The 26826-nt window shown below is 44.5% G+C and carries 27 protein-coding genes and 1 riboswitch; of the genes, 26 read left to right on the top strand and 1 reads right to left on the bottom strand.

What is annotated here, in order from left to right; translation table 11 throughout:
- The first annotated feature begins 15 nt into the window (after positions 1 to 15).
- The 9 genes from zapA to G5B11_RS01230 all read left to right on the top strand — a co-directional run bounded on the left by zapA (position 16) and on the right by G5B11_RS01230 (position 8001).
- Positions 16 to 423, top strand: coding sequence for a cell division protein ZapA (gene zapA, locus G5B11_RS01270; RefSeq protein ID WP_158420356.1), 408 nt, complete (start codon positions 16 to 18; stop codon positions 421 to 423).
- Between the two features lie 52 nt (positions 424 to 475).
- Positions 476 to 2677 (top strand): peptidase U32 family protein, encoded by a 2202-nt coding sequence (locus G5B11_RS01265; protein ID WP_173726593.1) that lies wholly within the window; start codon positions 476 to 478, stop codon positions 2675 to 2677.
- 6 nt (positions 2678 to 2683) lie between these two features.
- Positions 2684 to 4054 carry an FtsW/RodA/SpoVE family cell cycle protein gene (locus tag G5B11_RS01260; RefSeq protein WP_173726592.1) on the top strand — a complete coding sequence of 457 codons (1371 nt, stop codon included), beginning with the start codon at positions 2684 to 2686 and terminating at the stop codon, positions 4052 to 4054.
- Positions 3972 to 5459, top strand: a complete 1488-nt coding sequence (locus G5B11_RS01255; RefSeq protein ID WP_173726591.1) for a peptidoglycan D,D-transpeptidase FtsI family protein — start codon at positions 3972 to 3974, stop codon at positions 5457 to 5459. The genes G5B11_RS01260 and G5B11_RS01255 overlap by 83 nt, the downstream gene beginning before the upstream one ends.
- Positions 5460 to 5539: 80 nt before the next feature.
- Positions 5540 to 5995, top strand: a complete 456-nt coding sequence (locus G5B11_RS01250; RefSeq protein WP_158420360.1) for an NUDIX hydrolase — start codon at positions 5540 to 5542, stop codon at positions 5993 to 5995.
- 103 nt (positions 5996 to 6098) lie between these two features.
- Positions 6099 to 6410, top strand: coding sequence for a hypothetical protein (locus G5B11_RS01245; protein ID WP_158420361.1), 312 nt, complete (start codon positions 6099 to 6101; stop codon positions 6408 to 6410).
- 4 nt (positions 6411 to 6414) lie between these two features.
- Positions 6415 to 7410 carry a DUF2953 domain-containing protein gene (locus tag G5B11_RS01240; RefSeq protein ID WP_173726590.1) on the top strand — a complete coding sequence of 332 codons (996 nt, stop codon included), beginning with the start codon at positions 6415 to 6417 and terminating at the stop codon, positions 7408 to 7410.
- Positions 7400 to 7768, top strand: coding sequence for a GerW family sporulation protein (locus tag G5B11_RS01235; protein ID WP_158420363.1), 369 nt, complete (start codon positions 7400 to 7402; stop codon positions 7766 to 7768). The genes G5B11_RS01240 and G5B11_RS01235 overlap by 11 nt, the downstream gene beginning before the upstream one ends.
- A gap of 95 nt (positions 7769 to 7863) precedes the next feature.
- Positions 7864 to 8001: a hypothetical protein gene (locus G5B11_RS01230; protein ID WP_173726589.1), complete on the top strand. Its 138-nt coding sequence runs from the start codon at positions 7864 to 7866 to the stop codon at positions 7999 to 8001.
- A 108-nt stretch (positions 8002 to 8109) separates the two neighbouring features.
- Here G5B11_RS01230 and rpmB read toward each other — a convergent pair whose 3' ends face one another.
- Complete coding sequence (rpmB, locus tag G5B11_RS01225) at positions 8110 to 8295, bottom strand: 50S ribosomal protein L28 (RefSeq protein WP_158420364.1); 186 nt, start codon at positions 8293 to 8295, stop codon at positions 8110 to 8112.
- Positions 8296 to 8563: 268 nt separating this feature from the next.
- Here rpmB and G5B11_RS01220 point away from each other — a divergent pair, with 268 nt between their 5' ends.
- From G5B11_RS01220 to G5B11_RS01140, 17 genes are all read left to right on the top strand, one after another.
- Positions 8564 to 8923 carry an Asp23/Gls24 family envelope stress response protein gene (locus G5B11_RS01220; RefSeq protein WP_158420365.1) on the top strand — a complete coding sequence of 120 codons (360 nt, stop codon included), beginning with the start codon at positions 8564 to 8566 and terminating at the stop codon, positions 8921 to 8923.
- Positions 8924 to 8944: 21 nt separating this feature from the next.
- Complete coding sequence (locus tag G5B11_RS01215) at positions 8945 to 10618, top strand: DAK2 domain-containing protein (RefSeq protein ID WP_173726588.1); 1674 nt, start codon at positions 8945 to 8947, stop codon at positions 10616 to 10618.
- 24 nt (positions 10619 to 10642) lie between these two features.
- Entirely contained in the window at positions 10643 to 12697 is a 2055-nt protein-coding gene (gene recG, locus G5B11_RS01210; RefSeq protein ID WP_158420367.1) for an ATP-dependent DNA helicase RecG, read from the top strand.
- A 367-nt stretch (positions 12698 to 13064) separates the two neighbouring features.
- The gene (locus tag G5B11_RS01205) at positions 13065 to 13559 is read left to right on the top strand and encodes a DUF6465 family protein (RefSeq protein WP_158420368.1); all 495 of its coding nucleotides are present in this window, start codon (positions 13065 to 13067) and stop codon (positions 13557 to 13559) included.
- Positions 13560 to 13722: 163 nt separating this feature from the next.
- Positions 13723 to 14475: a tRNA threonylcarbamoyladenosine dehydratase gene (locus tag G5B11_RS01200; RefSeq protein WP_173726587.1), complete on the top strand. Its 753-nt coding sequence runs from the start codon at positions 13723 to 13725 to the stop codon at positions 14473 to 14475.
- Positions 14476 to 14658: 183 nt separating this feature from the next.
- A complete protein-coding gene (locus G5B11_RS01195; protein WP_173726586.1) occupies positions 14659 to 15024 on the top strand; it encodes a BMC domain-containing protein in 366 nt (121 codons plus the stop codon).
- Positions 15025 to 15035: 11 nt separating this feature from the next.
- Entirely contained in the window at positions 15036 to 15464 is a 429-nt protein-coding gene (locus G5B11_RS01190; RefSeq protein WP_173726585.1) for a BMC domain-containing protein, read from the top strand.
- A gap of 9 nt (positions 15465 to 15473) precedes the next feature.
- The gene (locus G5B11_RS01185) at positions 15474 to 15998 is read left to right on the top strand and encodes a EutP/PduV family microcompartment system protein (protein ID WP_173726584.1); all 525 of its coding nucleotides are present in this window, start codon (positions 15474 to 15476) and stop codon (positions 15996 to 15998) included.
- Positions 15999 to 16029: 31 nt separating this feature from the next.
- A riboswitch (cobalamin riboswitch) is annotated at positions 16030 to 16165 on the top strand.
- A 150-nt stretch (positions 16166 to 16315) separates the two neighbouring features.
- Positions 16316 to 17191 (top strand): leucine-rich repeat domain-containing protein, encoded by an 876-nt coding sequence (locus G5B11_RS01180; protein ID WP_173726583.1) that lies wholly within the window; start codon positions 16316 to 16318, stop codon positions 17189 to 17191.
- Complete coding sequence (locus G5B11_RS01175) at positions 17166 to 18191, top strand: energy-coupling factor transporter transmembrane component T (RefSeq protein WP_330603023.1); 1026 nt, start codon at positions 17166 to 17168, stop codon at positions 18189 to 18191. Before G5B11_RS01180 ends, G5B11_RS01175 begins: the two co-directional genes overlap by 26 nt.
- Positions 18192 to 18196: 5 nt before the next feature.
- Positions 18197 to 19891, top strand: a complete 1695-nt coding sequence (locus tag G5B11_RS01170) for an ABC transporter ATP-binding protein (protein ID WP_173726582.1) — start codon at positions 18197 to 18199, stop codon at positions 19889 to 19891.
- Positions 19870 to 20733 carry an ECF transporter S component gene (locus G5B11_RS01165; protein WP_173726581.1) on the top strand — a complete coding sequence of 288 codons (864 nt, stop codon included), beginning with the start codon at positions 19870 to 19872 and terminating at the stop codon, positions 20731 to 20733. Before G5B11_RS01170 ends, G5B11_RS01165 begins: the two co-directional genes overlap by 22 nt.
- 19 nt (positions 20734 to 20752) lie before the next feature.
- The gene (locus G5B11_RS01160; protein ID WP_158422775.1) at positions 20753 to 21511 is read left to right on the top strand and encodes a sugar phosphate isomerase/epimerase family protein; all 759 of its coding nucleotides are present in this window, start codon (positions 20753 to 20755) and stop codon (positions 21509 to 21511) included.
- A complete protein-coding gene (locus G5B11_RS01155) occupies positions 21511 to 22473 on the top strand; it encodes a prenyltransferase/squalene oxidase repeat-containing protein (RefSeq protein WP_158422774.1) in 963 nt (320 codons plus the stop codon). The genes G5B11_RS01160 and G5B11_RS01155 overlap by 1 nt, the downstream gene beginning before the upstream one ends.
- Before the next feature lie 15 nt (positions 22474 to 22488).
- Positions 22489 to 23424 carry an AAA family ATPase gene (locus tag G5B11_RS01150; RefSeq protein ID WP_173726580.1) on the top strand — a complete coding sequence of 312 codons (936 nt, stop codon included), beginning with the start codon at positions 22489 to 22491 and terminating at the stop codon, positions 23422 to 23424.
- Entirely contained in the window at positions 23421 to 24608 is a 1188-nt protein-coding gene (locus G5B11_RS01145) for a DUF58 domain-containing protein (protein WP_173726579.1), read from the top strand. Before G5B11_RS01150 ends, G5B11_RS01145 begins: the two co-directional genes overlap by 4 nt.
- Positions 24521 to 26824 carry a DUF3488 and transglutaminase-like domain-containing protein gene (locus G5B11_RS01140; RefSeq protein ID WP_173726578.1) on the top strand — a complete coding sequence of 768 codons (2304 nt, stop codon included), beginning with the start codon at positions 24521 to 24523 and terminating at the stop codon, positions 26822 to 26824. Before G5B11_RS01145 ends, G5B11_RS01140 begins: the two co-directional genes overlap by 88 nt.
- Positions 26825 to 26826 lie beyond the last annotated feature (2 nt).

The following is a 26826-nucleotide window of genomic DNA, read 5'->3' as shown; positions in this document are numbered from 1 at the left end:
AGGAGGCTTGTACGGATGGCGGTCAAAAATACGGCGCAGGTTATTATCGGCGGGAAAATCATTACATTGGGAGGTTACGAATCTTCTGAGTATTTTCAGCAGGTTGCGAATTATATGAACAGAAAGCTGTCAGAGCTTAGCGAGATGCCAGGTTATAGCAGACAGCCCATGGAGACGAAGCATACCCTTCTCAGCCTGAATATTACAGATGATTATTTTAAGGCAAGAAAGCAGGTAGAGACTTATGAACAGGATCTGCAGCAGAAGGATCAGGAGATGTATGATCTGAAGCATGAACTGATTTCGCTGAAAATGCAGATGGAGGAAGCCAGAAAGACAGAGCAGGATGCGATTGACCAGAAGAACCGTCTGGAAGGCAAAGTAAAGGAACTGGAAAAAGAACTGGATGAAATGCTGAAATAAGAACGAGGGGGATTGCTTACAGGTAATCCTCTTTTTTATAGGAGGGAGCATATTGGGTCAGGACAGAAAGATAGAACTGCTGGCACCGGCAGGCTCGTATCAGGGCTTTGAAGCGGCTTTGGGCGCAGGTGCAGATGCAGTATATGTGGGAGGCACCAGGTTTGGAGCCAGAGCCTATGCCAGAAATTTTTCAGATGAAGAACTGCTTCAGGCAATTGATACAGCACATATTTATGGGAAAAAGCTGTATCTTACAGTGAATACCCTTTTAAAGAATAAAGAACTTTATGAGGAATTGATCCCGTATCTTCAGCCTTTTTACCAGGCTGGGCTGGACGGAGTAATCATACAGGATTTTGGAGTTTTTACAGCACTAAAAGAAGCTTTTCCCCTGCTTCATCTTCATGCCAGCACCCAGATGGCAGTAACAGGACCTAAGGGGATGAGATTTCTTGAACAGCAGGGAGCGGTCAGAGTGGTGGCAGCCAGGGAGCTGACCCTTAAAGAACTGGAAAGAATGCATCAGGAAAGCAGCCTGGAGATCGAAGCATTTGTACATGGGGCTTTGTGCTACAGCTATTCCGGCCAGTGTCTGATGAGCAGTATTCTTGGCGGCAGAAGCGGTAACAGAGGCAGGTGTGCACAGCCCTGCCGCCTTCCTTATGATACCTCCCTGGACGGAAGAAAGAATTATAAAGGTAAAGGCCAGATGTGCCCGTTAAGCCTGAAAGATATCTGTACCATTGAGATATTACCGGAGATCCTGGAAGCAGGAGTGACTTCTCTTAAGATAGAAGGACGGATGAAACAGCCGGAGTATACAGCCGGAGTGACGGCTGTATACAGGAAATATCTGGATCTTCTGGAAAAGAATGGAAAAGAATCCTATCATGTGGAAGAAAAAGACAGGAAATATCTGCTGGATCTGTTTAATAGGGGCGGATCTTGTACAGGCTATTATAAAATGCAGGGCGGACCTTCCATGATGGCCTTTTCCAATGAGAAGAAAACAGGGGAGGTTTCCCTGAATCTAAGAAAAAGTAAAGAAAAAATTTATGGGAATTTAATACTTTTTCCCGGAAGTCCTGTTATACTGGAAATAACCTGCCAGGGTAAGAAGGTAACAGTCTTAGGCGGAGAGGTTCAGTATGCGAGAAATAATCCTATGGCACAGGAGCGGATCCGGCAGCAGATGGAGAAGCTGGGAAATACACCGTTTGTCTGGGGAGATCTTAAGATCCAGATGGAGGACAGTATTTTTGTGCCTATGAGTGCATTGAACCAGATTCGCAGGGATGCGCTTACCAAGCTTCAGGAAGAATTGCTTAAGCCCTACCGCCGCAGCCTTACAGGAAAGCTTCCCTCTGCTTTGACAGACAGTCAGAAGAGCATACTTCGCTCTCCGGGGATCAGTGTATCTTGTGAAGACAGGGATACTGCACAGGCACTTTTGAAGACTGGTGGTTTTCAAGGCATGTACCTGCCTTTTGATCTGATGGAACTTTTCCTTGATAAAGGAGTCAGAGCAGGGATTTCCATGTATCTTGCCCTGCCTTATATTACCAGAGGCCAGATGCCAGATATAGTGCAGGAGAAGATACCAGGCTGGCTTGCAAAGGGGATGAAAGGATTCCTGGTACGTAATCTGGAATCCTATGCCATGCTTTCCGAAATGGGATATGGAGAAAAATGCAGGATCGACCATACTCTTTATACCTGGAACAATCAGGCTGTGGATTTCTGGAGAGCGCAGAAGGTGCTTGGCAATACGGTCCCCTTGGAATTAAATCAGGGAGAATTGGGACACAGGGATAATCAAGGCAGTGAGATGCTGGTTTATGGATATCTGCCACTGATGTATTCTGCACAGTGTGTCCGCAGGAATGTATATAGCTGTAAGAAAACTGACTGTACACAGCAGAAAATAAAGAAAGACAGGGCAGATGTATATCTGAAGGATCGATATGAGAATCTGTTTCCTGTTGTATGTGAATGTGATCCCTGGAAAACAGGAAATACAGAAAAAATTCTGCCCTGTTATAATATCATTTACAATACACTTCCTTTTGGACTTCTGAAAGAAAGCAGGCAGGTAAAGAATCTGGGGATAGATTCAGTGCGGCTTTCCTTTACCATGGAGTCTCCTGGTGAAGCTGTCCATATTCTGAAGGATTTTACAGCTGCTTACAGGGATGGACAGGATGTGCCGGACCGGAAGTTTACAAAAGGACATTTTAAAAGAGGAGCCCAGTAAAGGCCTATGATTAATATTATTGTTGAACTGTCAAAATATGTGATCCTGACTTTGATGATCGTATATACCTTTCATTGCTTTTATATGGTAAGAAGACAGGATCAGGAAGAGCGGCGGGAGATGCTTACCAGGCAGCTGATGCTTATTTTCTTTATTGATTTTACAGCATTTCTTGTGATCTATCTGAAGACCTTTGATTTCAGCGTGATCCTGTTTTATGTGGAGATGATGGTTTATTTTGCACTGATCCAGATTCTGTACCGGATCATCTACAAGAATGCGTCGCTGCTTCTACTGAATAATATGTGTATGCTGTTAAGCATTGGATTTGTTATGCTTTGCCGGCTGGATATCAAGTCTGCCAATAAGCAGCTGCTGATCGTAGCAGCAGGCAGTGTGGTATCTCTTCTGATACCGGTTATGATCCGCAAGATGAAATTTCTTAAGAATCTGACCTGGGTATATGCAGGGATTGGTGTTGTGCTTCTGGCAGCTGTTTTTCTTCTGGCAAAGACCAGCTACGGGGCCAAGCTATCCCTGATGGGGATCCAGCCCTCAGAGGCCATTAAGCTTTCTTTTGTATTTTTCATGGCATCTCTTTTATGGAGGGATGTGAACCTGAAAAAGGTGATCCAGGCCACTGTGATCGCAGGCCTTCACGTAGGGATCCTTGTACTGTCCAAGGACCTTGGAAGTGCAATGATCTTCTTTACTGCCTATCTGGTGATGATCTATGTAGCTACCAAAAGCCCGGCACTTCTGGGAATCGGAGTTGCAGGAGGAAGCGGGGCGGCAGTGGTTGCTTATTTCCTGTTCGGCCATGTGCGCCAGAGAGTGAGCGCATGGAAGGATCCTATGGCTGTTTACAAGAATGAAGGATACCAAATCGTTCAGTCTTTGTTTGCCATTGGGACAGGCGGATGGTTTGGGATGGGGCTGTGCCAGGGTTCCCCTGAAAAGATTCCGGTAGTAAAGAATGACTTTATTTTCAGCGCCATATGTGAGGAACTGGGCGGTATATTTGCAATCTGCCTGATTCTTGTATGCATGAGCTTTTTCCTGATGATCCTGAATATTGCACTGCAGATCAAAAATCCTTTTTATAAGCTGATCGCACTTGGACTTGGTACGGAATATGCCTGCCAGGTATTCCTGACCATTGGCGGTGTTACCAAATTTATCCCTATGACCGGAGTTACCCTGCCTTTGGTGGCTTATGGAGGAAGTTCTGTAGTAAGTACCCTCCTTATGATTGCCATTATCCAGGGAATATATATTTACAGAGAAGACGAGGATGAAGAAATTGAGAGATTCCGAAAAGAAGCGGCAAAGAGAGCTAGAGAAAGAATACAGGCGCAAAGAGAAGGAGATTACTAAGAAAAAGAAGAAAAGAAATCGGGAATATGCCTTTGTTTCTTATTTCTTTGCAGCTGTTTTTTTCAGTATGATCGCATATCTGATCTATTTTAATTCTGTGAAAAGTGACGATTTTATTAATAGTCCGTACAATACCAGACAGGACACTTTTTCAGACCGTGTGGTAAGAGGAAAGATCTTGTCCGCAGACGGACAGGTACTTGCACAGACCAATGTGGCTGAGGACGGTACAGAAGAACGGTATTATCCTTTTTCCAATATGTTTGCCCATGTGATCGGGTATGATACCAATGGCAAGAGCGGGCTGGAGTCTGAGGCTAATTTCTCGCTTTTAAGTTCCCATGCCTTTTTTCTGGATCAGATGAAGAATCAGTTCCTGAACCAGAAGAATATGGGAGATACTGTAGTATCCACGTTAGATTCCAGATTACAGCAGACTGCCTACAATGCCCTTGGTGACAGGAGAGGGGCAGTGGTCGTTTTGGAGGCTTCTACAGGTAAGATCCTGGCAGAGGTAAGCAGACCTGATTTCGATCCCAACACATTGTCACAGAACTGGGATATACTTGTAAATGATGAGAATGACAGCAGTCTTTTGAACAGGGCTACCAATGGAGCCTATCCTCCAGGGTCAACCTTCAAGATTGTAACTGCTCTTGATTATTTCCGCTCAAAAGGCACCTTTGAAGGATATTCTTATCTGTGTCAGGGAAGTATTACAGTAGGAGACCATACCATTCAGTGTTATCATGGCCATGTACATGGACAGGAAGATTTTTACAGTGCATTTGCAAATTCCTGTAATTGTGCTTTTGCAGATATAGGGATCAGTCTGGGAGGTTCATCCATCAGAAATACTGCCGAGGATCTTTTGTTTAATAAGGCACTTCCTCTTAATTCCTACAGGAAGAGCAGCTTTACCCTGGATGGAAAGTCTGGCACTTCTACAGTGATGCAGACCGCCATCGGCCAGGGCGAAACACTGGTTTCCCCTATGCATATGGCACTGATCACAGCTGCAGTGGCTAATAATGGTGTGCTGATGAAGCCTTATCTGATCGACCGGATCGAGAATGATTCCGGTGATCTGGTGAAAAGAACACAGAGCAGTACCTACAAAAGGCTGATGTCTTCCAATGAGGCCAATCTTCTTGGGAAAATGATGCGCCAGGTAGTGACTTCAGGTACAGCTTCTGCGTTGAATGGCAGGTCCTATACTGTTGCCGGCAAGACAGGGTCTGCAGAGTTTAATGAGCAGGGAGACAGCCATTCCTGGTTTGTTGGTTATACGAATGTAGATAATCCGGAACTTGTGATCGCGGTGATCGTTGAGAATGGCGGAGCAGGAAGTGAAGCTGCAGTGCCTATCGCGGGACAGGTTTTCGATGCATATTATGCTTCCTGATAACTTATGGTTGCCAGTATTCTAAAAAAGAGGTATACTATACAGCAGTAAAACACACGCATTACAGGAGGGATTGCAAGATGATAGAAGCAACGAGCTGTGGCGGTGTGGTAATTCATCGAGGTAAGATTCTGGCACTTTACAAATCCTACAAAAACCGTTATGAAGGATGGGTATTACCAAAGGGAACAGTGGAGCTGGGAGAAAGCCATGAGCAGACTGCTCTGCGGGAAGTAAAAGAAGAAGCAGATGTTAAGGCTTCCATTGTAAAATATATCGGGAAAAGCCAGTATAATTTTACAGTTCCGGAAGATATGGTAAGTAAAGAAGTACACTGGTATCTTATGACGGCTGATAATTATCATAGCAAGCCTCAAAGAGAAGAGTTCTTCGTGGATTCCGGCTATTACAAGTTTCATGAGATTTACCATTTGCTGCGTTTTTCCAATGAGAAGCAGATCGTAGAAAAGGCATACCAGGAGTATCTGGAGATGCGAAGTGCAGGTCTGTGGGCAAGAGGACAGAAATATTTTTAAAGGAGGGACTGCTGCATCCGTGATCAGATCCGTGCAGCAGTCCCTGTTTAGATCATGGATAATATGGGTATGCTCAGATTACAGATAAAGGGGTGACAGGCTTATGCCAAAATGGATCACAGACTATTATATAGGAGCAGGGATCAAGCATCCCAAGAAGACCCGTAAGAAGATTGATGCAGGGCACCTTACAGTAGATGTATACCTGATCACTTTGTCAGAGAATCCAGGCAATCTTCTGGAGATCATCCCTGCATCTATGCTGGTGCAGAAGTCATATGCCAGGATCTGCCCTACGATTGTAGGGATGGAGAAAGGCAAGGATGCGGCTATTGATATGGCAGCAGGGATCATAAAAGAGATTTATGAGACAACCGGTCATTTTCAGGTAAAAGATTATTTTAAGAACAGGTGAGCGTATGTTACATATATTATGGGCGATCATAAAGTTCATACTGATTCTGGCAGGCGTGTTGATCGGACTTGCCTTGGCAGTCATACTTCTTATACTGTTCTGTCCGGTACGTTATCGGATGTGGGGCAGCAAAGATCGGGGAAACTGGGAACATGCTAGGTGCACAGCCAGGGTCAGCTGGCTTTTAGGACTGGTATCCTTGCGGATCTGTTATCAGGATGGAAAAGAAAAACACAGTCTGAAGCTTGCTGGTATCTCGCTGTTTGGAAAAAAGAAAAAAAGAAGAAAAAAGAAGCCTGAAACTGATCAGGTACAATCAGTAACCGCCTCAAAGAAGCCTGTTTCTAAGCAGACAGATGAAATGCCATCCATGCCAACGCAAACAGAAGAAAAGCTGACAGTATCAATGCATACAGACTCAGAACAGACAGATACAGCATCAGGTAACAGAAAGGTCAAAGAATCACCTGCTCCAAAGCCTGAGAAATCTCAATCTTCACAAAGAAAAGGATTTTTCCTTGGAATCAGGGCAAAACTAAAAACAGTGCTTCAAAGGATTAGGACATTTTTTAAAAAGCTTAAAAATATCAGGCAAACATTTGCACACATCATGAAAAAGGCAAAATGGTGGATGGGCTTTTTAAGGTCAGAAGAAATGAAAGAAGCATTTGGCCTTATTAAGGAACAGTGTACAGGCCTTCTGAAACACATTTTTCCCACCAAGATTAGTGGAAACGCAGCATTTGGGTGCGAAGATCCGGCAGTAACAGGAATGATTCTTGCAGTGCTTGGCATGAGCATTCCCCTTCATAAGAACTGTATCCAGGTTTCTCCTGCTTTTGAAAATGAAGAGAGTTTTCTGGAAGGGGAAATAAATATGAAAGGACGGATCTACGGATTTGTCCTGCTGCGAACAGGAATCCGTATTTATTTTAACAAAAATATAAAGCATATCATTAACCAGTGGAAACATAAGGAGGATCTGAATTATGGAAAATGAAAACAATTTTAAAGAAACTGTCAATTCCCTGTTTAAAGGAATGGATGGCTTTGTAGCAGCTAAAACCGTTGTAGGTGATGCGATCCATGTTGGGGATACCATTATCCTTCCACTGGTAGATGTTTCCTTTGGCGTAGGTGCCGGAGCATTTGCAGGAGATAAGAAGAATAATGGCGGCGGCGGTCTGGCTGGCAAGATGAGTCCATGCGCAGTACTGGTGATCCAGAATGGTACTACCAAGCTTGTAAATGTTAAGAATCAGGACGGACTGACCAAGGTGCTTGATATGGTTCCGGATTTTGTAAACCGCTTTGCACCGGATACAGCTGCTTCCAAAGATCAGGAAGAACAGGAGTAATAGATACTAAAACCAAAGGAAGAACAGGGGTAATAGATACTAAAATCAAAGGAACTGCATAAGATATAATAATCCCACAGAAAGAAAGGATAGAGATGAACAGACTGTTAGGACTCATCCTGTTCTTTATAGGGATCGGGATGGTCATTGGGATTCTTGTAACAGAAAGCCTGTTAGTTTTTATGGTGGCAGCCGCCTGTATGCTTTGCGGTTATCATATGTTTTGTCATTAAGCTTCATACGTTGTATATCAGGACCGCATATCTTAAAAGGGGAGTGCGGTCCTTTCACATAAAATGGCAAAAAAATACCCTCGCATCTCTGCGAGGGTAAGGTGTCAATTAGGCTCTCTCTACATTTCCGGATCTTAAGCAGGAAGTACATACGTACATCTTCTTTGAGCCGCCTTCTGTTTTAACTCTGACGGATTTCACGTTAGATTTCCACATCTTATTGGATCTTCTATGGGAATGACTCACATTGTTTCCGAAATGAGCACTTTTTTCACAAATAGCGCATTTAGCCATGATAGCACCTCCTTGACGCTTTTTTTCAACAGGTTTTATTTTAACAGATGAAATGGTCTTTTGCAAGTGAAAAAAGGAAAAATATAAAATAATTTCTTGACAAATTTATTTATCCGCTAAAAGATAGATCTATTTCTCCGCTAAAATGCCTTGAAAATAAAAGTTTTTTGATATATGATGGTACGAGTTAAAACTCTATCATTGCGAAATGATATGAAAAAGGGTATAATACAGATACACGAATATGAATTTTATGGAGGTAAACCATATGAATGGACGCATAGATTCCGGATTGGGTCAGATTGTCATTGATACAGATGTAATAGCCACATATGCCGGAAGTGTAGCAGTGGAGTGCTTCGGTATTATTGGTATGGCAGCAGTAAGCATGAAGGATGGTCTTGTTAAGCTGCTTCGCAGGGATTCCCTGAAGCATGGAATTAATGTACGGATTACTGAGGACAATAAGATTCGCCTGGATTTCCATGTTATCGTGGCATACGGTGTGAATATCAGTACGATTGCAGATAATCTTGTCAGCAATGTAAAATATAAAGTAGAAGCTTTCACTGGACTTGAGATTGAGAAGATCAACATTTTCGTAGAAGGCGTGCGTGCCATAGATTAGGATTAAGAGGAGGAACTTGTGGTGAGTAAACAGACCATAGATGCCAATGTACTTTCCAGGATGTTTCTGGCTGGTGCCAAGAACCTGGAAGCGAAGAAAGAATGGATCAACGAATTAAACGTATTTCCTGTGCCTGACGGAGATACCGGTACCAATATGACACTGACGATCATGTCTGCTGCATCTGAAGTAGGAAATATTTCCCAGATGAATATGGAGGTACTGGCAAAGGCCATTTCTTCCGGTTCCTTAAGAGGCGCAAGAGGTAATTCCGGTGTGATCCTTTCTCAGCTGCTTCGTGGTTTTACAAGAGGTGTACGTATGCTGGAGGAGCTGGACGCAGTAGCGATCGCCGCAGCCATGGAGAAGGGCGTTGAGACAGCATACAAGGCAGTTATGAAGCCTAAGGAGGGCACCATCCTGACAGTGGCAAAGGAAGCAGCCATCAAGGCAGCTGAGATTGCAGAGTCAGCAGAGGATCTGGAGCCGTTTTTCCTTGAGATCTTTGATCATGCAGAGAAGACTCTTGCCAGGACACCGGATATGCTGCCTGTGCTGAAAGAGGCAGGCGTTGTGGATTCCGGCGGACAGGGACTTCTTGAGGTGTTCAGAGGTGCTATTGACGGATTCCTTGGAAAAGAGATTGATTATACAGAGTTTGCAGGAACATCTGCAGGTTCGGCTGTTACAAAGATTTCTCCCCAGGCAGAAGCGGACATTAAGTTTGGCTACTGTACAGAGTTTATCATTCTTCTGGATAAGCCGCTTCCAGATGTGGAACTTCACAGCTTCAAGAAATTCCTGAATTCCATTGGTGATTCCATTGTATTGGTAGCAGATGATGAGATCGTAAAGGTGCATGTACACACCAATCATCCGGGTCAGGCATTTGAGCGTGCACTTACCTATGGTGCGCTTTCCCGTATGAAGATCGATAACATGCGCGAAGAGCATCAGGAGAAGCTGATCAAGGATGCAGAGAAGCTTGCCAGGGAGCAGGAAGAAGCAGAAGCAGCAAAAGAAACAAAGCCGGCCAAGGAAGTAGGATTTATTTCCGTATCCGTAGGAAGCGGACTTTCTGCTATCTTCAAGGATCTTGGAGTTGACTATCTGATCGAAGGCGGACAGACCATGAATCCAAGCACAGAAGATATGCTGAATGCCATTGATCAGGTAAATGCAAAAACCATTTATATTTTACCTAATAACAAGAATATTGTTCTGGCTGCCAATCAGGCAAGGGATCTGACAGAGGACAAGACCATTATTGTTGTGCCTACAAAGACTATTCCACAGGGTATTTCAGCTTTGATCAGCTTTGTGCCTGAGAAGAGCCAGGAAGAGAATCTGGAAGCAATGACAGAAGCGATCTCTATGGTACAGACAGGCCAGATCACTTATGCAGTGCGTGATACCAGACTGGATGAGAAAGAGATCCATGAAGGGGATATAATGGGTATTGGAGATCATGGTATCCTGGCAGTAGGCAAAGGACGTACCAATGTAGCAAAAGATACGGTTGCTGCAATGGATACAGAGGATGCAGAAGTGATCAGTATTTACTTTGGCGAGGATGTGCCTGAAGAAGAAGCCGAGAAGCTTGGAGAAGAGCTGGAAGCGGCATATCCGGACTGTGAAGTAGAAGTAAATATGGGTGGACAGCCTATTTACTATTACATTATTTCTGTAGAGTGATCCGGCAGACAGGAGGACAGGACAATGATGAAACCACTCCGCAGTCTGAAGGGAGTCGGGGATAAAACAGAAAAGCTTTTTCAGAAGATCGGTGTGATCACAACTGAGGATCTTCTGGAATATTTTCCGAGAAATTATGATGCATATGAAGAACCTGTTACCATCGGCAGTCTTTCCAAGGGAGAGACTGCCGCTGTTTCTGGTACGGTTATTTCCAGCGTATATGTAAATAAAGTGCGAAATCTGCAGATAGTGACAGTTACCATTGCAGATGCCACAGGAAAGCTTCCTGTGACCTGGTTTAATACGCCCTATCTTCGCTCTACCTTAAAAAGAGGCAGCAGCTTTGTATTTCGTGGTCGTGCAGTCTGGAAGCAGGGCAGGCTTTTGATGGAGCACCCGGAGATTTTTACCCATGGCGCTTATGAAGAGATCCTGCACAGCCTTCAGCCAATCTACGGACTGACTGCAGGGCTTTCCAACAAAACAATTATAAAGCTGGTACATCAGGCTTTGAATGAAGAAAGTCTGCAAGAAGAATTTCTTCCTGAAGACCTGAGGGAAAGGCTTCATCTGGCAGATCGTAATTATGCCTTGCAGACCATTCATTTTCCAAAGAACATGACAGAGCTTCTTACTGCCAGAAAGAGGCTGGTATTTGATGAGTTCCTTATGTTTATCCTGGCTGTACAGCAGCTGAAAGAAAAGACAGAAACAGCCAGGAATGCCTTTCCTATGAAGCCTGTGTGGACCACGGAGAATATTATTGATAATCTGCCCTATTCTCTTACCAGGGCTCAGATGAATGTATGGCATGAAGTGGAAAGAGATCTGTGCAGCCATTCCCTGATGTCCAGGCTGATTCAGGGAGATGTGGGAAGCGGCAAGACGATCCTTGCTTTTCTGGCAATGATCCTTACAGTGGAAAATGGATATCAGGCAGCACTGATGGTACCCACGGAGGTACTTGCCAATCAGCATTTTGAAGCATTTCAGAAGCTGCTTGACCAGCAGCAGATCATTTCTTGCAGACCGGTTCTTCTTACTGGATCTGTAACTGCTGCATCCAAGCGCAAGATCTATCAGGCCATAGATTCAGGGGAGGCCAATGTGATCATTGGCACCCATGCCCTGATCCAGGAAAAAGTAACCTATCAGAATCTGGGGCTTGTGATTACAGATGAGCAGCACCGATTCGGGGTTAAACAAAGAGAGGCGCTGACAACAAGAGGTGAGTCGCCTCATGTACTGGTTATGAGTGCCACACCGATTCCAAGGACATTGGCGATTATTTTGTATGGAGATTTGGATATTTCCGTGATCGATGAACTGCCTGCAGCACGTCGTCCTATTAAGAACTGTGTGGTGGACACCTCATATCGGCCAAAAGCCTATTCTTTTATTGAGCGGCAGATACAGGAAGGCAGACAGGCGTATATCATCTGTCCTATGGTGGAAGAAAGTGAAGGGATGGATGGAGCAAATGTTACGGACTATACTGCATCTCTGAAAGCAATCCTGCCTTCTCACATTACAGTAGCTGCCCTTCACGGCAAGATGAAGCCTAAAGAAAAGAATGCTGTTATGGAGGCTTTTGCAGCAGGGCAGATCCAGGTACTTGTATCTACCACTGTAGTGGAGGTGGGGGTGAATGTGCCTAATGCTACCGTGATGATGGTGGAAAATGCAGAACGCTTCGGGCTTGCTCAGCTGCATCAGCTTCGCGGTCGGGTAGGAAGAGGTGAGTATCAGTCTTACTGCATCTTCATCCAAGGCAATGAGGAAAAAGAAACCTCTAAGCGTCTTGATATCTTGAACAAATCCAATGATGGATTTTTTATTGCCGGAGAAGATTTAAAACTTCGTGGCCCAGGGGATCTTTTCGGGATCCGTCAAAGTGGCTTAATGGAATTTAAGATCGGCGATATTTATAATGATGCAGATGTACTGAAGATGGCCAGTGAGGCAGGAGGGCAGATCCTGGAACTGGATCCGGAGCTGGATCTGCCACAGCATGCAGGTCTGAAAAAGCATATGAGCAGCTACCTGAAAGACCATCTGGAGAATCTGGGATTGTAGAGGTGCGCAGGAGAAGTATGTCATGCAATTGCATGACGCGCACCTCGCAGCAAGAATGCCTCGGCATTCTTGAATTTTACGGATTCTAAGGCTCTGTATTCACAAAAAGTGAAAAACTGTCTGTACAAAATAAATGAAAAATTATTGAAAAACAGAAAAAAATGTGCAACCCACCCACATATTTATTGGAAAGTAATGGTTATTTCTATAGATAATGACCGGAAAATCCATAAATTAAATACAAAATTACTGAATTTGGAACAGATAATCAGCTTTTACATGAAAAAACTCTAACTTGAAAAAAGAAAAAAACAGTAGTATCCTAGATTAGTAAAAATTAATCTTCACCTTTTAAGGAGGCTATTATATGGCTACAAAAAGAACCGTAAAGAAAGCAGAGACAATGGCTGCCAAGGCTGCTGCAAAGGCTACCGTAAAAGAGGCTGCTGTAAAACCTGTTGTTAAGGAAGCAGCAAAAGAGGTAACTGTAAAAGCTGCAGAGACAAAAGCTGAGACAGTAAAAGCAGAGCCTGCAAAAGAACCGGTTGTAAAAGAGGCTGCCAAGGTGACTACTGCAGCAAAAGAGACTGAGAAACCTGCTGCAAAGAAAACCACTGCAAGGAAAGCTCCGGCAAAGAAAGTGGTTGCCAAGAAGGAAGTTTCTGCAGATGTTTATGTTCAGTTTATGGGAAGGGAACTACTGACAAAAGAAATCGTTGCCAATGTTAAGAAAGCATGGGCAGGCATGACAGGAAAAAAAGAAGAAGACATCAAAGAGCTGCAGGTTTATGTTAAGCCTGAAGAGAACAAAGCTTACTATGTTGTTAATGGAGAGGCTGACGGTAATTACATCGATCTTTGATCCTGTTTGTTTTACACACATATCCCCGGGAAATCTTATGATTTTCCGGGATTTTTTTTGCTAAAAATGAGAAAGTATGTTAATATTTTACGGAAAGCCTTAAGAGAATTTTAATCAGGGTTTATGATAGAAAGTAAGACAGAATAAAGGGAGAGACAATATTATGCTGAATCAATTTTCCAGAACCCAGCTTCTTTTGGGAAAAACAGCTATGGATAAATTACAACAGTCCAGAGTAGCCGTATTCGGGATCGGCGGCGTTGGAGGTTATACAGTGGAGGCACTGGTACGAAGCGGCGTGGGAGCCATTGACCTGATCGATGATGACAAGGTATGTCTTACCAATCTGAACCGTCAGATCATAGCCACCAGAAGTACGGTTGGGAAATATAAAGTAGATGTGATGAAAGACAGGATCCTGGATATTAATCCAAAGGCAGTGGTAAATGTTCATAAGTGCTTTTATCTTCCGGAGAACAAAGATGAATTTGATTTTTCACAGTATTCCTATGTGGTTGATGCAGTGGATACAGTAACAGCCAAGATCCAGCTGGTTATGGATGCAAAAGAAGCAGGAGTCCCTATCATCAGCAGTATGGGAGCAGGGAACAAGCTGGACCCAGCCGCTTTTCAGGTGGCAGATATTTATAAAACATCTGTGTGTCCTCTGGCAAAGGTAATGCGCAGGGAATTAAAAAAACGTGGCATTAAAAAATTAAAAGTGGTTTATTCACAGGAAAAGCCAACCCGTCCTTTGGAAGATATGTCCATCAGCTGCAAGAGCCACTGTATCTGTCCGCCAGGGGCGGCACATAAATGTACAGAGCGGAGAGATATCCCCGGATCTGTGGCATTTGTGCCTTCTGTGGCAGGACTGATCATTGCAGGAGAGGTTATTAAGGATCTGGTGAAATAAGTAAAGATTATCATAAATGGGGTGAACTGTGAGCAGCAACCGTAAATAATCAATAATCAAGTTACATTTTATCGTAAAAAATCGACTTGACATAAGATATAGGGGATAGTACGATTTGTATAAGAGATGCTGTCAGCACAGATCGGCAGGCAGTACATGCATTGAAAGAGAGGGTTTATACAAATGGGAAAAGAACATGAAGAGCAGATCAGAATTGTACAGGAGACTGTGGCAGGTAAGGAGATTACCTTTGCCCATGTAATGGGCGGCCCGGCACCTGTGATCTACCAGAAGCTGGGATTGAATCCTCAGCTGGACTACCGGTCTTCTGCTATTGGGATTATGAATATGACACCGCCGGAGTCAGCAGTGATCGCATCTGACATTGCAGTGAAAAGCGGTAATGTATACCTGGGCTTTGCAGATCGTTTTACAGGTACGCTGATCATTACAGGAGAGATCTCAGATGTGATCTCCGCATTGACAGAGATCGTGGATTATTTCAGGGATTCCCTGGGATATGTTGTCTGCAATATTACAAAAAGATAGGAAGTGGTTCCATGTGTTCAATGACGAAAGAAGAGCTTTTGGAGCGGATCTTCCATGAAGACTACAAAAGCCTGAAAGGGAAAAAGCTGCGTATGACACGGGTAAGGGTACCGGGCAAGGAAGTATGTCTGGCACACATTATCAGCTCTTCCCAGACCAGTATTTATCAGAATCTGGGGCTTCATATCGGCGTTCATGAAGGGGAAGATCATACAGGGGAATCCATTGGCATGATCCGTTTTACCCCTTGGGAGGCAGTTGTGGTAGCTGCTGATGTGGCAGTGAAAAGTGCAGATATACAGATCAGTTTTATGGACAGGTTCTGTGGCTCTCTGATCATTACCGGAGGGTTAAGCCAGGTGCAGACAGCTGTAGAATCAGTAGTTAAATTTTTTGATGAAGTTCTGGATTTTAAAACCTGTTCCATTCACAGAAGCTAGGGAGACAGTATGAGAAAATTATTTTTGATGGGCAGAAGTGAAGCCGGGAAAACTTCCCTTACCCAGGCATTGAAAGGGGAAGAGCTTCATTACAAAAAGACCCAGTATACAAAGTCAGATGAGGATACCATTGACTCCCCGGGAGAATATGCGGAGTCCAAGAGATTTAGCGTAGGTCTGGCATGCTTTTCCTTTGAAGCAGATGTAGTAGGGATCGTACAGGCCGCAGACGAGCCATTTAATCTTTTCGGGGAGGGATGCCAGTCCTTTATTCTGCGCCCTCTTATTGGGATCATCACGAAGATCGATTCTCCTTATGCCAATATCCCTATGGTACGTCAGTGGCTGGAGAATGCCGGCTGTGAACGGGTTTTTCTTGTGAACAATGTGACCCGGGAAGGAATAGATGAGCTCCTTGATTATCTTTCTCAGGATACACCGAAGCTTACCATGGAAGAGGCCAGGTACAGACAAAGTCTGGGACTTAATGAGTGGGATCCCATTCCAATGGAAGAGAAGCAGTCTGATTATTGACACTAAAAATACGAAATGATATAATATAAAATTATAAATTACCAGGCGTGGTCAGGTCAGGCGTGATCTGTTAAAGGAAATCCGGTGAGATTCCGGAACCGTTTCGCTGTGTGAAATGCCACAGAGACATTTTAAGTCAGCATATCCAACACGTTGTTAAGAGGACAGAGGCTCACAGCAGATCGTGGGGCTCTGTTTTTGTTACTTATTTGTACTATTCACAGGTAATATCCCAGTTGCCGTCACTGGAGGTACTGGGAATACATTTTAACAGAGTGCAAAGTAACGATAAAATTCCAGGAGAAACCAGCTTATATATGTACATAGATCAGAATGAACCGGGATGGAATACATTAAGATTCGACTCCCGTACCTATACATTTCAGGATACCAAAAAGGAAAAAGAACAGTGTGGGGTGATCCCGCCTGAATATGTCTTTGTTGATGACAAGTGTTTTATGGGTAATGGAAAGATCAAAGAGGTAATACTTCCGCCTAAATGCAGGATCATTGGAAGGCAGGCATTTGAAGGATGCCAGTTCCGCAAATCCGTACAATTCCCGAATACATTAAAAGAGATCAAAAAGCGTGCTTTTGCAGAGAACCATAATCTGCGGCAGACAGTATTTCCTTCATCCTTGGAAATTCTTGGAGCACAGGCATACAGAGAATGTAATAATCTGAAGAAAGTTGTTTTTTCACCGTCTTCCAGATGTACAGCTATACCAGAGGGTGCTTTTGATTCCTGTGTACGGCTGAATGAAATTATTTTGCCTAAAAGTGTGCGTGTGATTGATAAGATGGCTTTTTACAGATGTAAGGAGCTTAAAAAGATTCAGCTTCCTTCCTCTTTGCGTTTTATTGGAGAGCAGGCATTTTATTTTTGTGGGCTTGAAGAATTGGTTCTGCCGCCAGGACTGGTTGAGATTGGGGATAGCGCATTTTTTAGATGCAAGAACTTGCGTCATGTAAGGATCCCCCAAAGTGTGCGAACGCTGGGACGCTGGGTATTTCATGGCAGCAGCAGGCTGGAATATCTGGATATTTTCCATGATCCTGAGTATATTGGTCCCTGGATCGTGAATAAAAGCTGTACCATCCGATGCAGAAAGGGCAGTAAAATAGACGCTTATTGCGATGAATACGAATTAAAAAGGGAGTATATCTGTGAAGAAGACCGAAAGGAAAGCTGAAACCTTTGAGGCATCGGATACCTTTTCCAGGTGTCATCCGATGCTGAATTTCTTTTATTTTGCTGTTGTGCTCATATTTACCATGTTCAGCCAGCATCCGCTGATTCTTGCAGTTTCCTATGCCGGGGCTGTAAGCTATGGGATACTGCTGAATGGAGCAGGAAAGACCTTGAGGCAAAGCTGTTTTTTTACATTACCTGCCCTTTTGATCGTTGCCCTTTTGAATCCTATGTTTAATCATTATGGCGTTACCATGCTTTATTATATAGAGAGCAGCGGGAATTGGGTGACTCTTGAAGCATTGATATATGGAGTGGTACTTGGAACGGTGATGTTTGTGGTGATACAATGGTTTTCCTGTTACAATCAGGTAATGACCAGCGACAAGTTTGTTTATTTGTTTGGCAGGATCATTCCTGCTCTGTCCTTGGTGTTATCCATGGCTCTTCGCTTTGTGCCGGAGTTTTTGCACCAGCTAAAGGTGATCCGTAATGGACAGAAAGGGATGGGCAGAGATGTATCTGAAGGCAATTTATTCCGGCGTATCCGGTATGGGCTGAATATTTTGTCTATTTTGATCACCTGGGCATTGGAGAATGCCATTGAAACCTCAGATTCCATGAAAAGCCGAGGGTATGGCCTTCCAGAACGGACTGCTTTTTCCATATACAGGTTTACAAACAGAGATAAGATCCTTGGGACAGTCATGGCCTTTTTGTCCATGATTTTTACTGTGGGCATTGCTAAAGGGGCAGCTTATGCCTCATATAACCCACGGATCCTGCTGGCTGGATTTACGATCCAGGGCAGGACGTCTCCGGTATCGGCGGGCAGCTTGTTAACTGCTGCCACCTATTTGTGTTATGGACTTTTTTGTTTTTTACCTGTGATCCTGGAGCTTACAGAACAGATACATCTGAAAAACAGCCGAAAGCATGCAGGTGCGGATATTGGTATGACCTACCGGCGGATCTATGAAGAACTGGAACAGGAAGGATAAGATTTATGAATATTGTGGAGATATGTGACTTTTGCTTTGCCTATCCTGACAGTTCCAAAAGGGTACTGGATCATACAAAGCTGAAGATCAAAGAGGGCACTTTAAACATTATCTGCGGCAGAAGCGGATGTGGGAAAAGTACCCTTTTACGTCACCTGAAATCAGCACTTGCTCCTTATGGGAAAACCCAAGGGGAGATCCTCTATAAGGGGAAAAGTCTGGCTGAAACAGATCACAGGACACAAAGCCAGGAGATCGGGTTTGTGATGCAGGATCCGGATAATCAGATCGTTACCGATAAAGTATGGCATGAGCTGGCCTTTGGTCTGGAAAGTCTTGGCTATGACAGCGAAACCATCCGGCTTCGTGTGGCAGAGATGGCCAGCTATTTTGGCATCCACCAGTGGTTCTATAAAAATGTATCAGAATTGTCAGGGGGACAGAAGCAGCTTCTGAATCTGGCTGCTGTTATGGCAATGCATCCTTCTCTTTTGATCCTGGATGAGCCAACCTCCCAGCTGGATCCGATTGCAGCCTCTGACTTTCTGGAAACAGTAAAAAAAATCAACCGGGATATCGGCACTACTGTGATATTGACGGAGCACAGGCTGCAGGAGATCCTTCCATATGCAGATCAGGTGTATGTAATGGCGGATGGGCGGATCCAGATGCAGGGAACACCAGGAGAGGTTGGAGCTGGTCTTCATGATGCTGATAAGGGAATGTTTCTTTCCATGCCTGTGCCTGTACAGATCTTCAGTGCAGTGGAAGGAACAGGAGAATGCCCTCTTACCGTAAGCCAGGGAAGAAAATGGCTGGGTGAGTATGTAAAAGATCATCCCCAGATCCCTACAGATATAAAGAAAACGAAGGCAGCTTCAGGTTTGACAGAACCTGCCATCCAGGCAAAAGATCTGTGGTTCCGGTATGAAAAGGATAGCCAGGATGTGGTCAGGGATCTTTCCTTGCAGATCAATAAAGGGGAATTCTATGCACTTGTAGGAGGAAATGGTACAGGGAAAAGTACCACTTTATCGTTGCTGTCAAGGGTGAATCAGCCATACAGAGGAAGGATTCGCCTTTATGGCAGAGATCTTCGTTCTTATAAGGATAAAGAACTGTACTTTGGCTGTCTGGGAGTGCTTCCCCAGAATCCTCAAAGTATATTCCTGAAGAAGACGGTACTGGAGGATCTGTATTCTGTGATTGGAGGAAAGAAGGAGCGTATGTCTCTGGAATACCAGTCCCAAATGAAAAAAGAAAAAGCAATTGAAGGGATGGTAAGCCTGACAAAGCTGGAAGGTCTTCTGGAACGTCATCCCTATGATTTAAGCGGCGGAGAACAGCAAAGACTTGCCCTTGCCAAGGTGCTTCTTCTGCGGCCAAAGATACTTCTGATGGATGAGCCAACAAAGGGAATGGACGGAGAATATAAGGAAGAACTGGGAAAAATATTGAAAAAGCTTCAATCTCATGGAATGACTATATTTATGATTTCACATGATATAGAATTTGTGGCAGAGTATGCAGATCGTGTAGGATTATTTTTTGAAGGAAATATTGTAACTGAGAATGATGTAAATAGCTTTTTTGCAGGGAACAATTTCTATACAACAGCAGCTAACCGGATGGCAAGACAATATTTTCCATATGCAATAACTGGAAAGGATGTGGTTGCATGCTTACAGAACGGGAATTAGACCATTTCCTGGACAGCTTTCTTGCAATACCTGGGGAAGAACCGGCTTCAAGAGAGATTAGCAGTGAAGCCGAAGAGAACTTGGAGGAATATCAGCTGCCAACAGACGGACTGATCATCAGACAGATAGAAAAAGATGGTAAGGTAGGGCGCCGCACCTGGTTTGCCCTTGTGCTGATGCTGTTGATCGTGCCTGCTTTGTTATATCTGTCCGTGAGGATCTTCCATGGGAAGAAATATATGATCAGCAGCCTGATCGTTGTATTTGCGGCTATGCTGCCCTTTTTTATGGTGTTTGAAGGCAGGAAGCCAAAGGCAAGGGAAATCATGGTGATCGCTGTACTGGCTGCACTTGGAGTTGCAGGCAGGGCTGCTTTTTTCATGGTGCCAAGCTTTAAGCCTGTGGCTGCCTTTGTGATCCTTACCGGGATTTCTTTTGGAGGCGAGGCAGGTTTTCTGGTAGGCTGTCTGATCATGCTGATCTCCAATATGTTTATGGGACAGGGACCATGGACACCATGGCAGATGTTTTCCTTTGGAATCATTGGATTTTTTGCAGGGATCCTGTATAAAAAAGGAATCCTGAAGGCCAGAAAGGCAGATCTTTGTATTTATGGTTTTCTAAGCGTAGTGCTGATCTATGGCGGGATCATGAATCCGGCCAGCATCCTTATGGCCTATGGGCATATTACAAAGGAAAGCCTGCTGGCTTTTTATATTTCGGGGCTTCCGGTAGATCTGGTACATGCAGCATCTACAGTGGTCTTTTTGTGTATCATGAGCCGGCCCCTGCTTACAAAGCTGGAAAGGATCAAGGCAAAATACGGGCTTATACAGCGGTGAAATGAGGTAAAACTAATATATGATATATATCAGCCATTTATTTCCGGATGACCAGATGGAGGAGTTGATCCGTCAGTCCGGGATGGGAGTAGAAAGCATTGACTTTTCAATTGCAGATAACCTGGATCATTTTTCTGAATCCATAGATGTATACAGGGAAAAATTAAAAAAGATGGGAACCAGGGAACTGATTCTCCATGGTCCTTTCCTGGATGTGAATCCGGCGGCCTATGACAGACTGGTACGGGAAGTAACTATGAAGCGGTTTGACCAGTGCTATCAGGCAGGTTTGCTTCTTGGAGCCAGAAAGATCGTTTTTCATTCCGGAATGAATCCTTATGTATATTATAAACAGGGCTGGGCAGATCAGGTGTCACGGTTTTTCAGTGAATTTATGGACGGCAGGCAGGAACTGGAAATTGTGCTTGAGAATGTTTTTGATGATGACTGGGAATTACTGTTAGATGTATACAAGAAAGTAGATCACCCTAATTTTAAGCTTTGCCTGGACATTGGACATGCACACTGCTATTCGTCTGTGGATGTGCGGGAGTGGGCGAAAGCCCTTGCACCTTATGTGACCCATGTGCATGTACATGACAACCTTGGGGACAGAGATGCCCATACAGGTCTTGGACGGGGAAATCTGCCTTATCAGCAGGTTCTGGAAAACCTTCCCCTTACAGAAGAACGGACATGGACTATTGAATGTATGAAAAAAGAGGATGCACAGCTATGCTGGGAAAAGATCAGAGCACTGGAAGGAGGAGCCTTATAATGGTGAGAGAATATAAAATAAGAAAATGGCTTCTGCTAGGCGGGCTGTGGGCAGTAATGCTTACAGGATGTGGGAACAGCAGCAAAACACCACAGGATGCTATTAAGAAAACAGCTGCTTATGAAATGGAAACGGTTACTTCTCCTGAATCTAATACTCTTGGAGGAGAGTGGACGGTGCTGGCACTTGCCAGATCAGGTGCTAAGGTGGAGGATAATTATTATGAAAAATACAGAGCCAACCTGGAAAAAAGAGTAAAGGAACAGGAAGGCGTATTAAGCGATAACCGTTATACGGAATATTCCAGGGCGATCCTTGCCCTGACAGCCATCGGGGATGATTCGAAAGATGTTGCAGGCTATGATCTGACAAAGGCTTTGGAGGATTATGACACCGTGGTTTCCCAAGGACTGAACGGCGCTGTTTTTGCACTTCTTGCCTTGAATGCAGACCGCTTGGATGTGGATGGGCCACTTGAGAAACAATATCTGGATTTTATCCTTGAAAAAGAAAAACCGGAAGGCGGTTTTTCTTTGAGTGATCAGGCAGATACAGCAGATGTGGATATCACAGCAATGGCACTGACCTGCCTGGAGCCTTATCAGCAGGATAAGGATGTAAAAGAAACCATAGAAAAAGGGATCACCTTCCTGGCGGATGCCCAGGATAAAGATGGAGGATACACTGCATATGGTACAAAAAGCTCAGAATCCATTTCCCAGACAGTGATCGCCCTTTCTACTTACGGGGTGGACTGTAATGAAGACAGCCGGTTTAAAAAAGACGGGAAGGGTCTTTACGACAGACTGATGGAATTTTCAACGGGTGATGGAGGCTTTGCCCATATTCCCAAGGGAGAGGCGGATCCTTTGGCAACTGACCAGGCTTTCTGTGCACTGGCAGCCTATCACAGATTACAGGAAAAGCAAAACAGCTTATATAATATGACCGATAACAAATAGAGGGAGGAAAGGATATTGGTTGATAAGATTACCCTGCTGCAGGAACAGCTTGGGAAAATCATAAAAGGTAAAAAACAGATCACAGATAAAATGCTGATGGCAGTGCTGGCAAAAGGACATATCCTGCTGGAGGATGTACCTGGTGTAGGAAAGACTACCACAGCTCTGGCTTTAAGCAGGCTGATGGGTATGGATTTTAACAGGATCCAGTTTACACCGGATGTGGTGCCGTCAGATGTAACCGGATTTACAATGTATGACAAAGCCTCTGGCCAGTTCCTTTACAGACCTGGGGCAGTGATGTGCAATATGCTTCTTGCAGATGAGATCAACCGTACCTCCAGCAAGACCCAGTCTGCGCTTCTGGAGGTTATGGAAGAAGGAAGGGTAACAGTTGATCAGGAAGCCCATCCTGTACCGCAGCCCTTTGTGGTGATCGCTACCGAAAACCCGGTAGGCTCCCTTGGTACACAGCTTCTGCCGGAATCCCAGCTGGACCGCTTTATGGTCAGCCTGAGTATGGGGTACCCGGATCATGACAGCCTGGTGGAACTGCTCCGTGACAGACAAAAAGAAAACCCGCTGGAACATACAGCACCTGTGCTCACAAGAGAAGAACTGCTTTCCCTTCAGGAGCAGGTACAAAAGGTATATGTATCCGATGCAGTGCTGGACTATGCCGTTTCTCTTGCAGAGGCTACCAGGGCGGATGAGTTGATCACCTTAGGCTTAAGCCCCAGAGGTACTTTGGCTTTGATGCGTATGGCCAAGGCTCATGCCTTTATGGAGAAACGGGATTATGTGGTGCCAAAGGATGTACAGGCAGTATTCGCAGATGTGGCAGGTCACAGGATGGTGCTGGATACCAAAGCCAGGTATGAGGACAAAGGTCCAAGACAGATCCTGGAGCAGATCCTTTTACAGGTGCCTGTGCCAAGGGTAGACGGATGATGAAAAGCAGGCTGATCTGGCTTCTGTGGCTGGCGGGCATGGCGGCTGCATCAGTATTTACAGGGGAATATCTGTATATGGCTTTGCTTCTGATTTCCTGTGTGGCGTTTGTAATGTCCGGAATTCTTCTGATCTGTACAGGACGTAAGCTGCAGGTTCAAATCAAACTGCCAAGAGCAGCAGAAAGAGGCAGGGAATTTACAGGGGAGCTGCAGGTTCGGAATCTTTCGGCCATTCCTGTTTTTGCAGGAAAAGGAAAGCTGTGGTGGGAAAATACACTGACTGGAGAAAAAGGATGGCTTCCCATAAGCTTTTCCTTACAAAGTAAAGGCAAACAGATCATTGAGTTTCAGGGGGAAAGCAGATGGTGCGGATGTGTTGCCTTTACTTTTGGAAAATGGTACTGCCAGGATCTTTTCCATATTTTTTCAGGAAAAAGGCAGACAAAAGAAAGCAGGGAAGTGGTAATCATGCCTGACAGGCAGAAAAAAAGCTTTTCTTTTCTTTTGGGAGAGAGCTTTGACATGGAAAGCTTCCGCTATTCAGGGGTGCGCCCTGGGGATGATCCTGGAGAAACATATGATATCCGGTCATACAGGCCAGGGGACAATATCCGTCAGATTCACTGGAAGCTTACAGGCAAGTTGGATGACGTGATGATCCGGGAAAAAAGCTATCCTGTAGATGACACAGTATTGCTTCTGGCAGAAAGCTTCCAGAAGGATAGAAAACCATTAAGAGCAGAAGCAGCAGCTGAAGTATTTGCTGTAATTCTGGAAGACTTTATGGAACGTAAGATCTCCTGCCAGGTCGGGGTTTATGACAGGTCTGCAGGAAGGATACATATACAGAAGATCGGTACCAGGGAAGATCTGGAAAGAGTTCTTTATCTTTTCCTGCAAAGCACAGGAACTAAAGATGAACCTGTAGTTGTACGGAAATATCTGGAAAATCCAGGTACAGTAAGATTTGCAGAGTATATTTATCTTACAGGGGAACCGGAGGATATCTCTGCACAGTTTCTGAAAAACAGGGGACAGGTTACTGTCCTGAAGTGCGGAGGCAAAGGCTCAGACAGCGAAGGAGTTCAGATTACATGGAAGTTTGGCTTACAATGCCAGGACAAAAACAAAAAACAAAATACAGACAGCAGCTGCCCGGTATTTTGCTGGAAGCTGGACTGATCCTGGGGATTTGCGGGGCAGGGATATTCTTGCTTCTTGAAATGCTTACAGGGGCCGAAGACAGACTGCCTTTTTTAAGCAGTGTGTTTTTTACGGCACTGTTCTGTTTATTTACCGAAACTATGAAAAAAGGCAGACAGATTACAGGAACCCTGATTGTTCTGATTACAGGAATCATTATTTTTTTCTTTCGCAGGCTTTTACTGGCAGGAGCTGTGGTATTCTGGAATAAAGGGGCAGACCTGCTTGGGAGCAGTGCCGGGATCTATCTTGTACGGTATCAGACTGTCACAGATGTGGATACGGAATTGGCAGCAACGGTTTTTCTGGTCTGCCTTGGGATAGCTGCCGGAGCAGCAGGGTATCTTTTTTTTCGCTGGCGGATCAGTTTGATACTGGTTTTGTATGGTGTGGTGCCTGTGGTGCTTATGGTGCTTACCGGCAGTTTCCCGGATCCTGATCTTTTTGTTATTTTTTATTTTTCCCTGGTGCTTGGCTTGATCCGGATGCTCACAGGCAAGGATGCCTTTGCACAGGATCTGGCTTTTGGGGAAGGGATACTTTTTTTGACAGCTGTGATTCTGGCTGCAGGCCTGATTCTTGCAAGAATGCTTCCCCAGGAAGAATATCAGGATCTGCAAGTTGTGTCTGATGCAAAGGAAAAAGCAGGAGAAGCCTTGTATGATCTTCGTTTTAAAAAGGGTAAGTTAAATGGTCTTACCGGGGGAAATCTGAAAAATACAGGAAATTGGACGGGTTCTGATGAAACGGCTCTCAGGATCTCCATGGAAAAGCCTCAGCCCATGTACCTGCGTGGCTTCGTGGGCTCCAGGTATGATGGCAGCAGCTGGAAAAGCATAGATCCTTCCAGTGCTTATCAGGAACGTAATCTTTTTTACTGGCTGCATCAGAAAGGCTTTTATGGGGAAACACAGCTTGCCAGTGGCGCCAGGCTTACAGATACCAGCATCAGCAGCCAGAAGATCAGCGTAAAAAATCTGGCTGCGGACAGCCGATATCTTTATACATCATATGAAATGCAGCAGCTTCCGGAAGGGTGTCAGGGAGAGGATGGATTGGCAGACAGTACAGTTGGCGCAAAAGGATTTTGGGGCCAGCGTAACTATTCTTTTACCACTGTTCAGCCTCTTACCAGCCAGTTTACAGACCTGGGGGCGCAGATATACCAGCTTCTTGCTACAGGGAAAGATCCGGGATACAGACAGGCGGAAAGCTATTATAATGCTTTTGTTTACGCCAATGACCTGCAGCTGCCAGCAGCTCTTGAAAGTTTATTTAAGCAGGAACTGGGAGAGGCAGGAGACAGAAATCAGGGACATACGGATTACTATACAGCCATTACCAGGATCCGAGCTTATCTGGAAAAGCATATGACATACAGCAGTGCTGCAGATCCTTACAGCAAAAGTGGTGATTTTGTCCGTGAATTTCTGGAAGATAAGAAGATTGGTCATAGTGTACATTTTGCAACAGCAGCTGCCTTAATGTTCCGATATTATGGCATTCCTTCCAGGTATGTGGAAGGATATCTGGTCACTCCTTCTGACATTCAGGATAAGACATCAGAAGATACTATTAATATCCCGGGTAAAAACGGCCATGCCTGGACAGAAATCTATATTGATGGACTTGGATGGATACCCGTGGAAATGACTCCCGAATATTATGGGGTTATGGAAGAGGCTGACCTGAAAACAGGCCTGGAGGCAAAGGGCAGACAGGCAAAGGCAGTGCCAGAAGAAACACAGACTATGCAGGAAGAGGAAAATATACAGACTCACTGGAGTCTGAAGCTTGCCTTGTTTGGCATAGAAAAGTTTTTCCTTCTTTTCCTGGCTGTTTTTGATGGCTTCTGTGTGCTTTTTATTTTTACTGTGGTTATGCTTCGGATACGTGCTTCATACAGGCGCAGGAAGCGGTTTTTAAGCAGAGATGATAAGAAAGCCCTTTGCGCAATGGCCGGATACGCAGAGGATCTTTATAGCAGAGGAGAGAATGGGTATTCAAAAAGGGCAGAGGAGCTGTATCAGCAGGTTTATCAGGCTGGGCAGAAGGCGGCTTTCAGCCCGCACAAAATACAGCTTCAGGAAAAGGATACCTGCAGGGAATGTATCCGGATCCTGAAAAAGGAATTAAAGAAACAGAAAAGCTGGTTTGACAACTGGGTTATGAAATATATTGAAAGGCTATATTAAAG

The sequence above is a fragment of the Blautia glucerasea genome (assembly GCF_013304385.1).
GTDB lineage: Bacteria > Bacillota > Clostridia > Lachnospirales > Lachnospiraceae > Blautia_A > Blautia_A ammoniilytica.
This window is presented reverse-complemented; position numbering and strand designations above follow the sequence as displayed.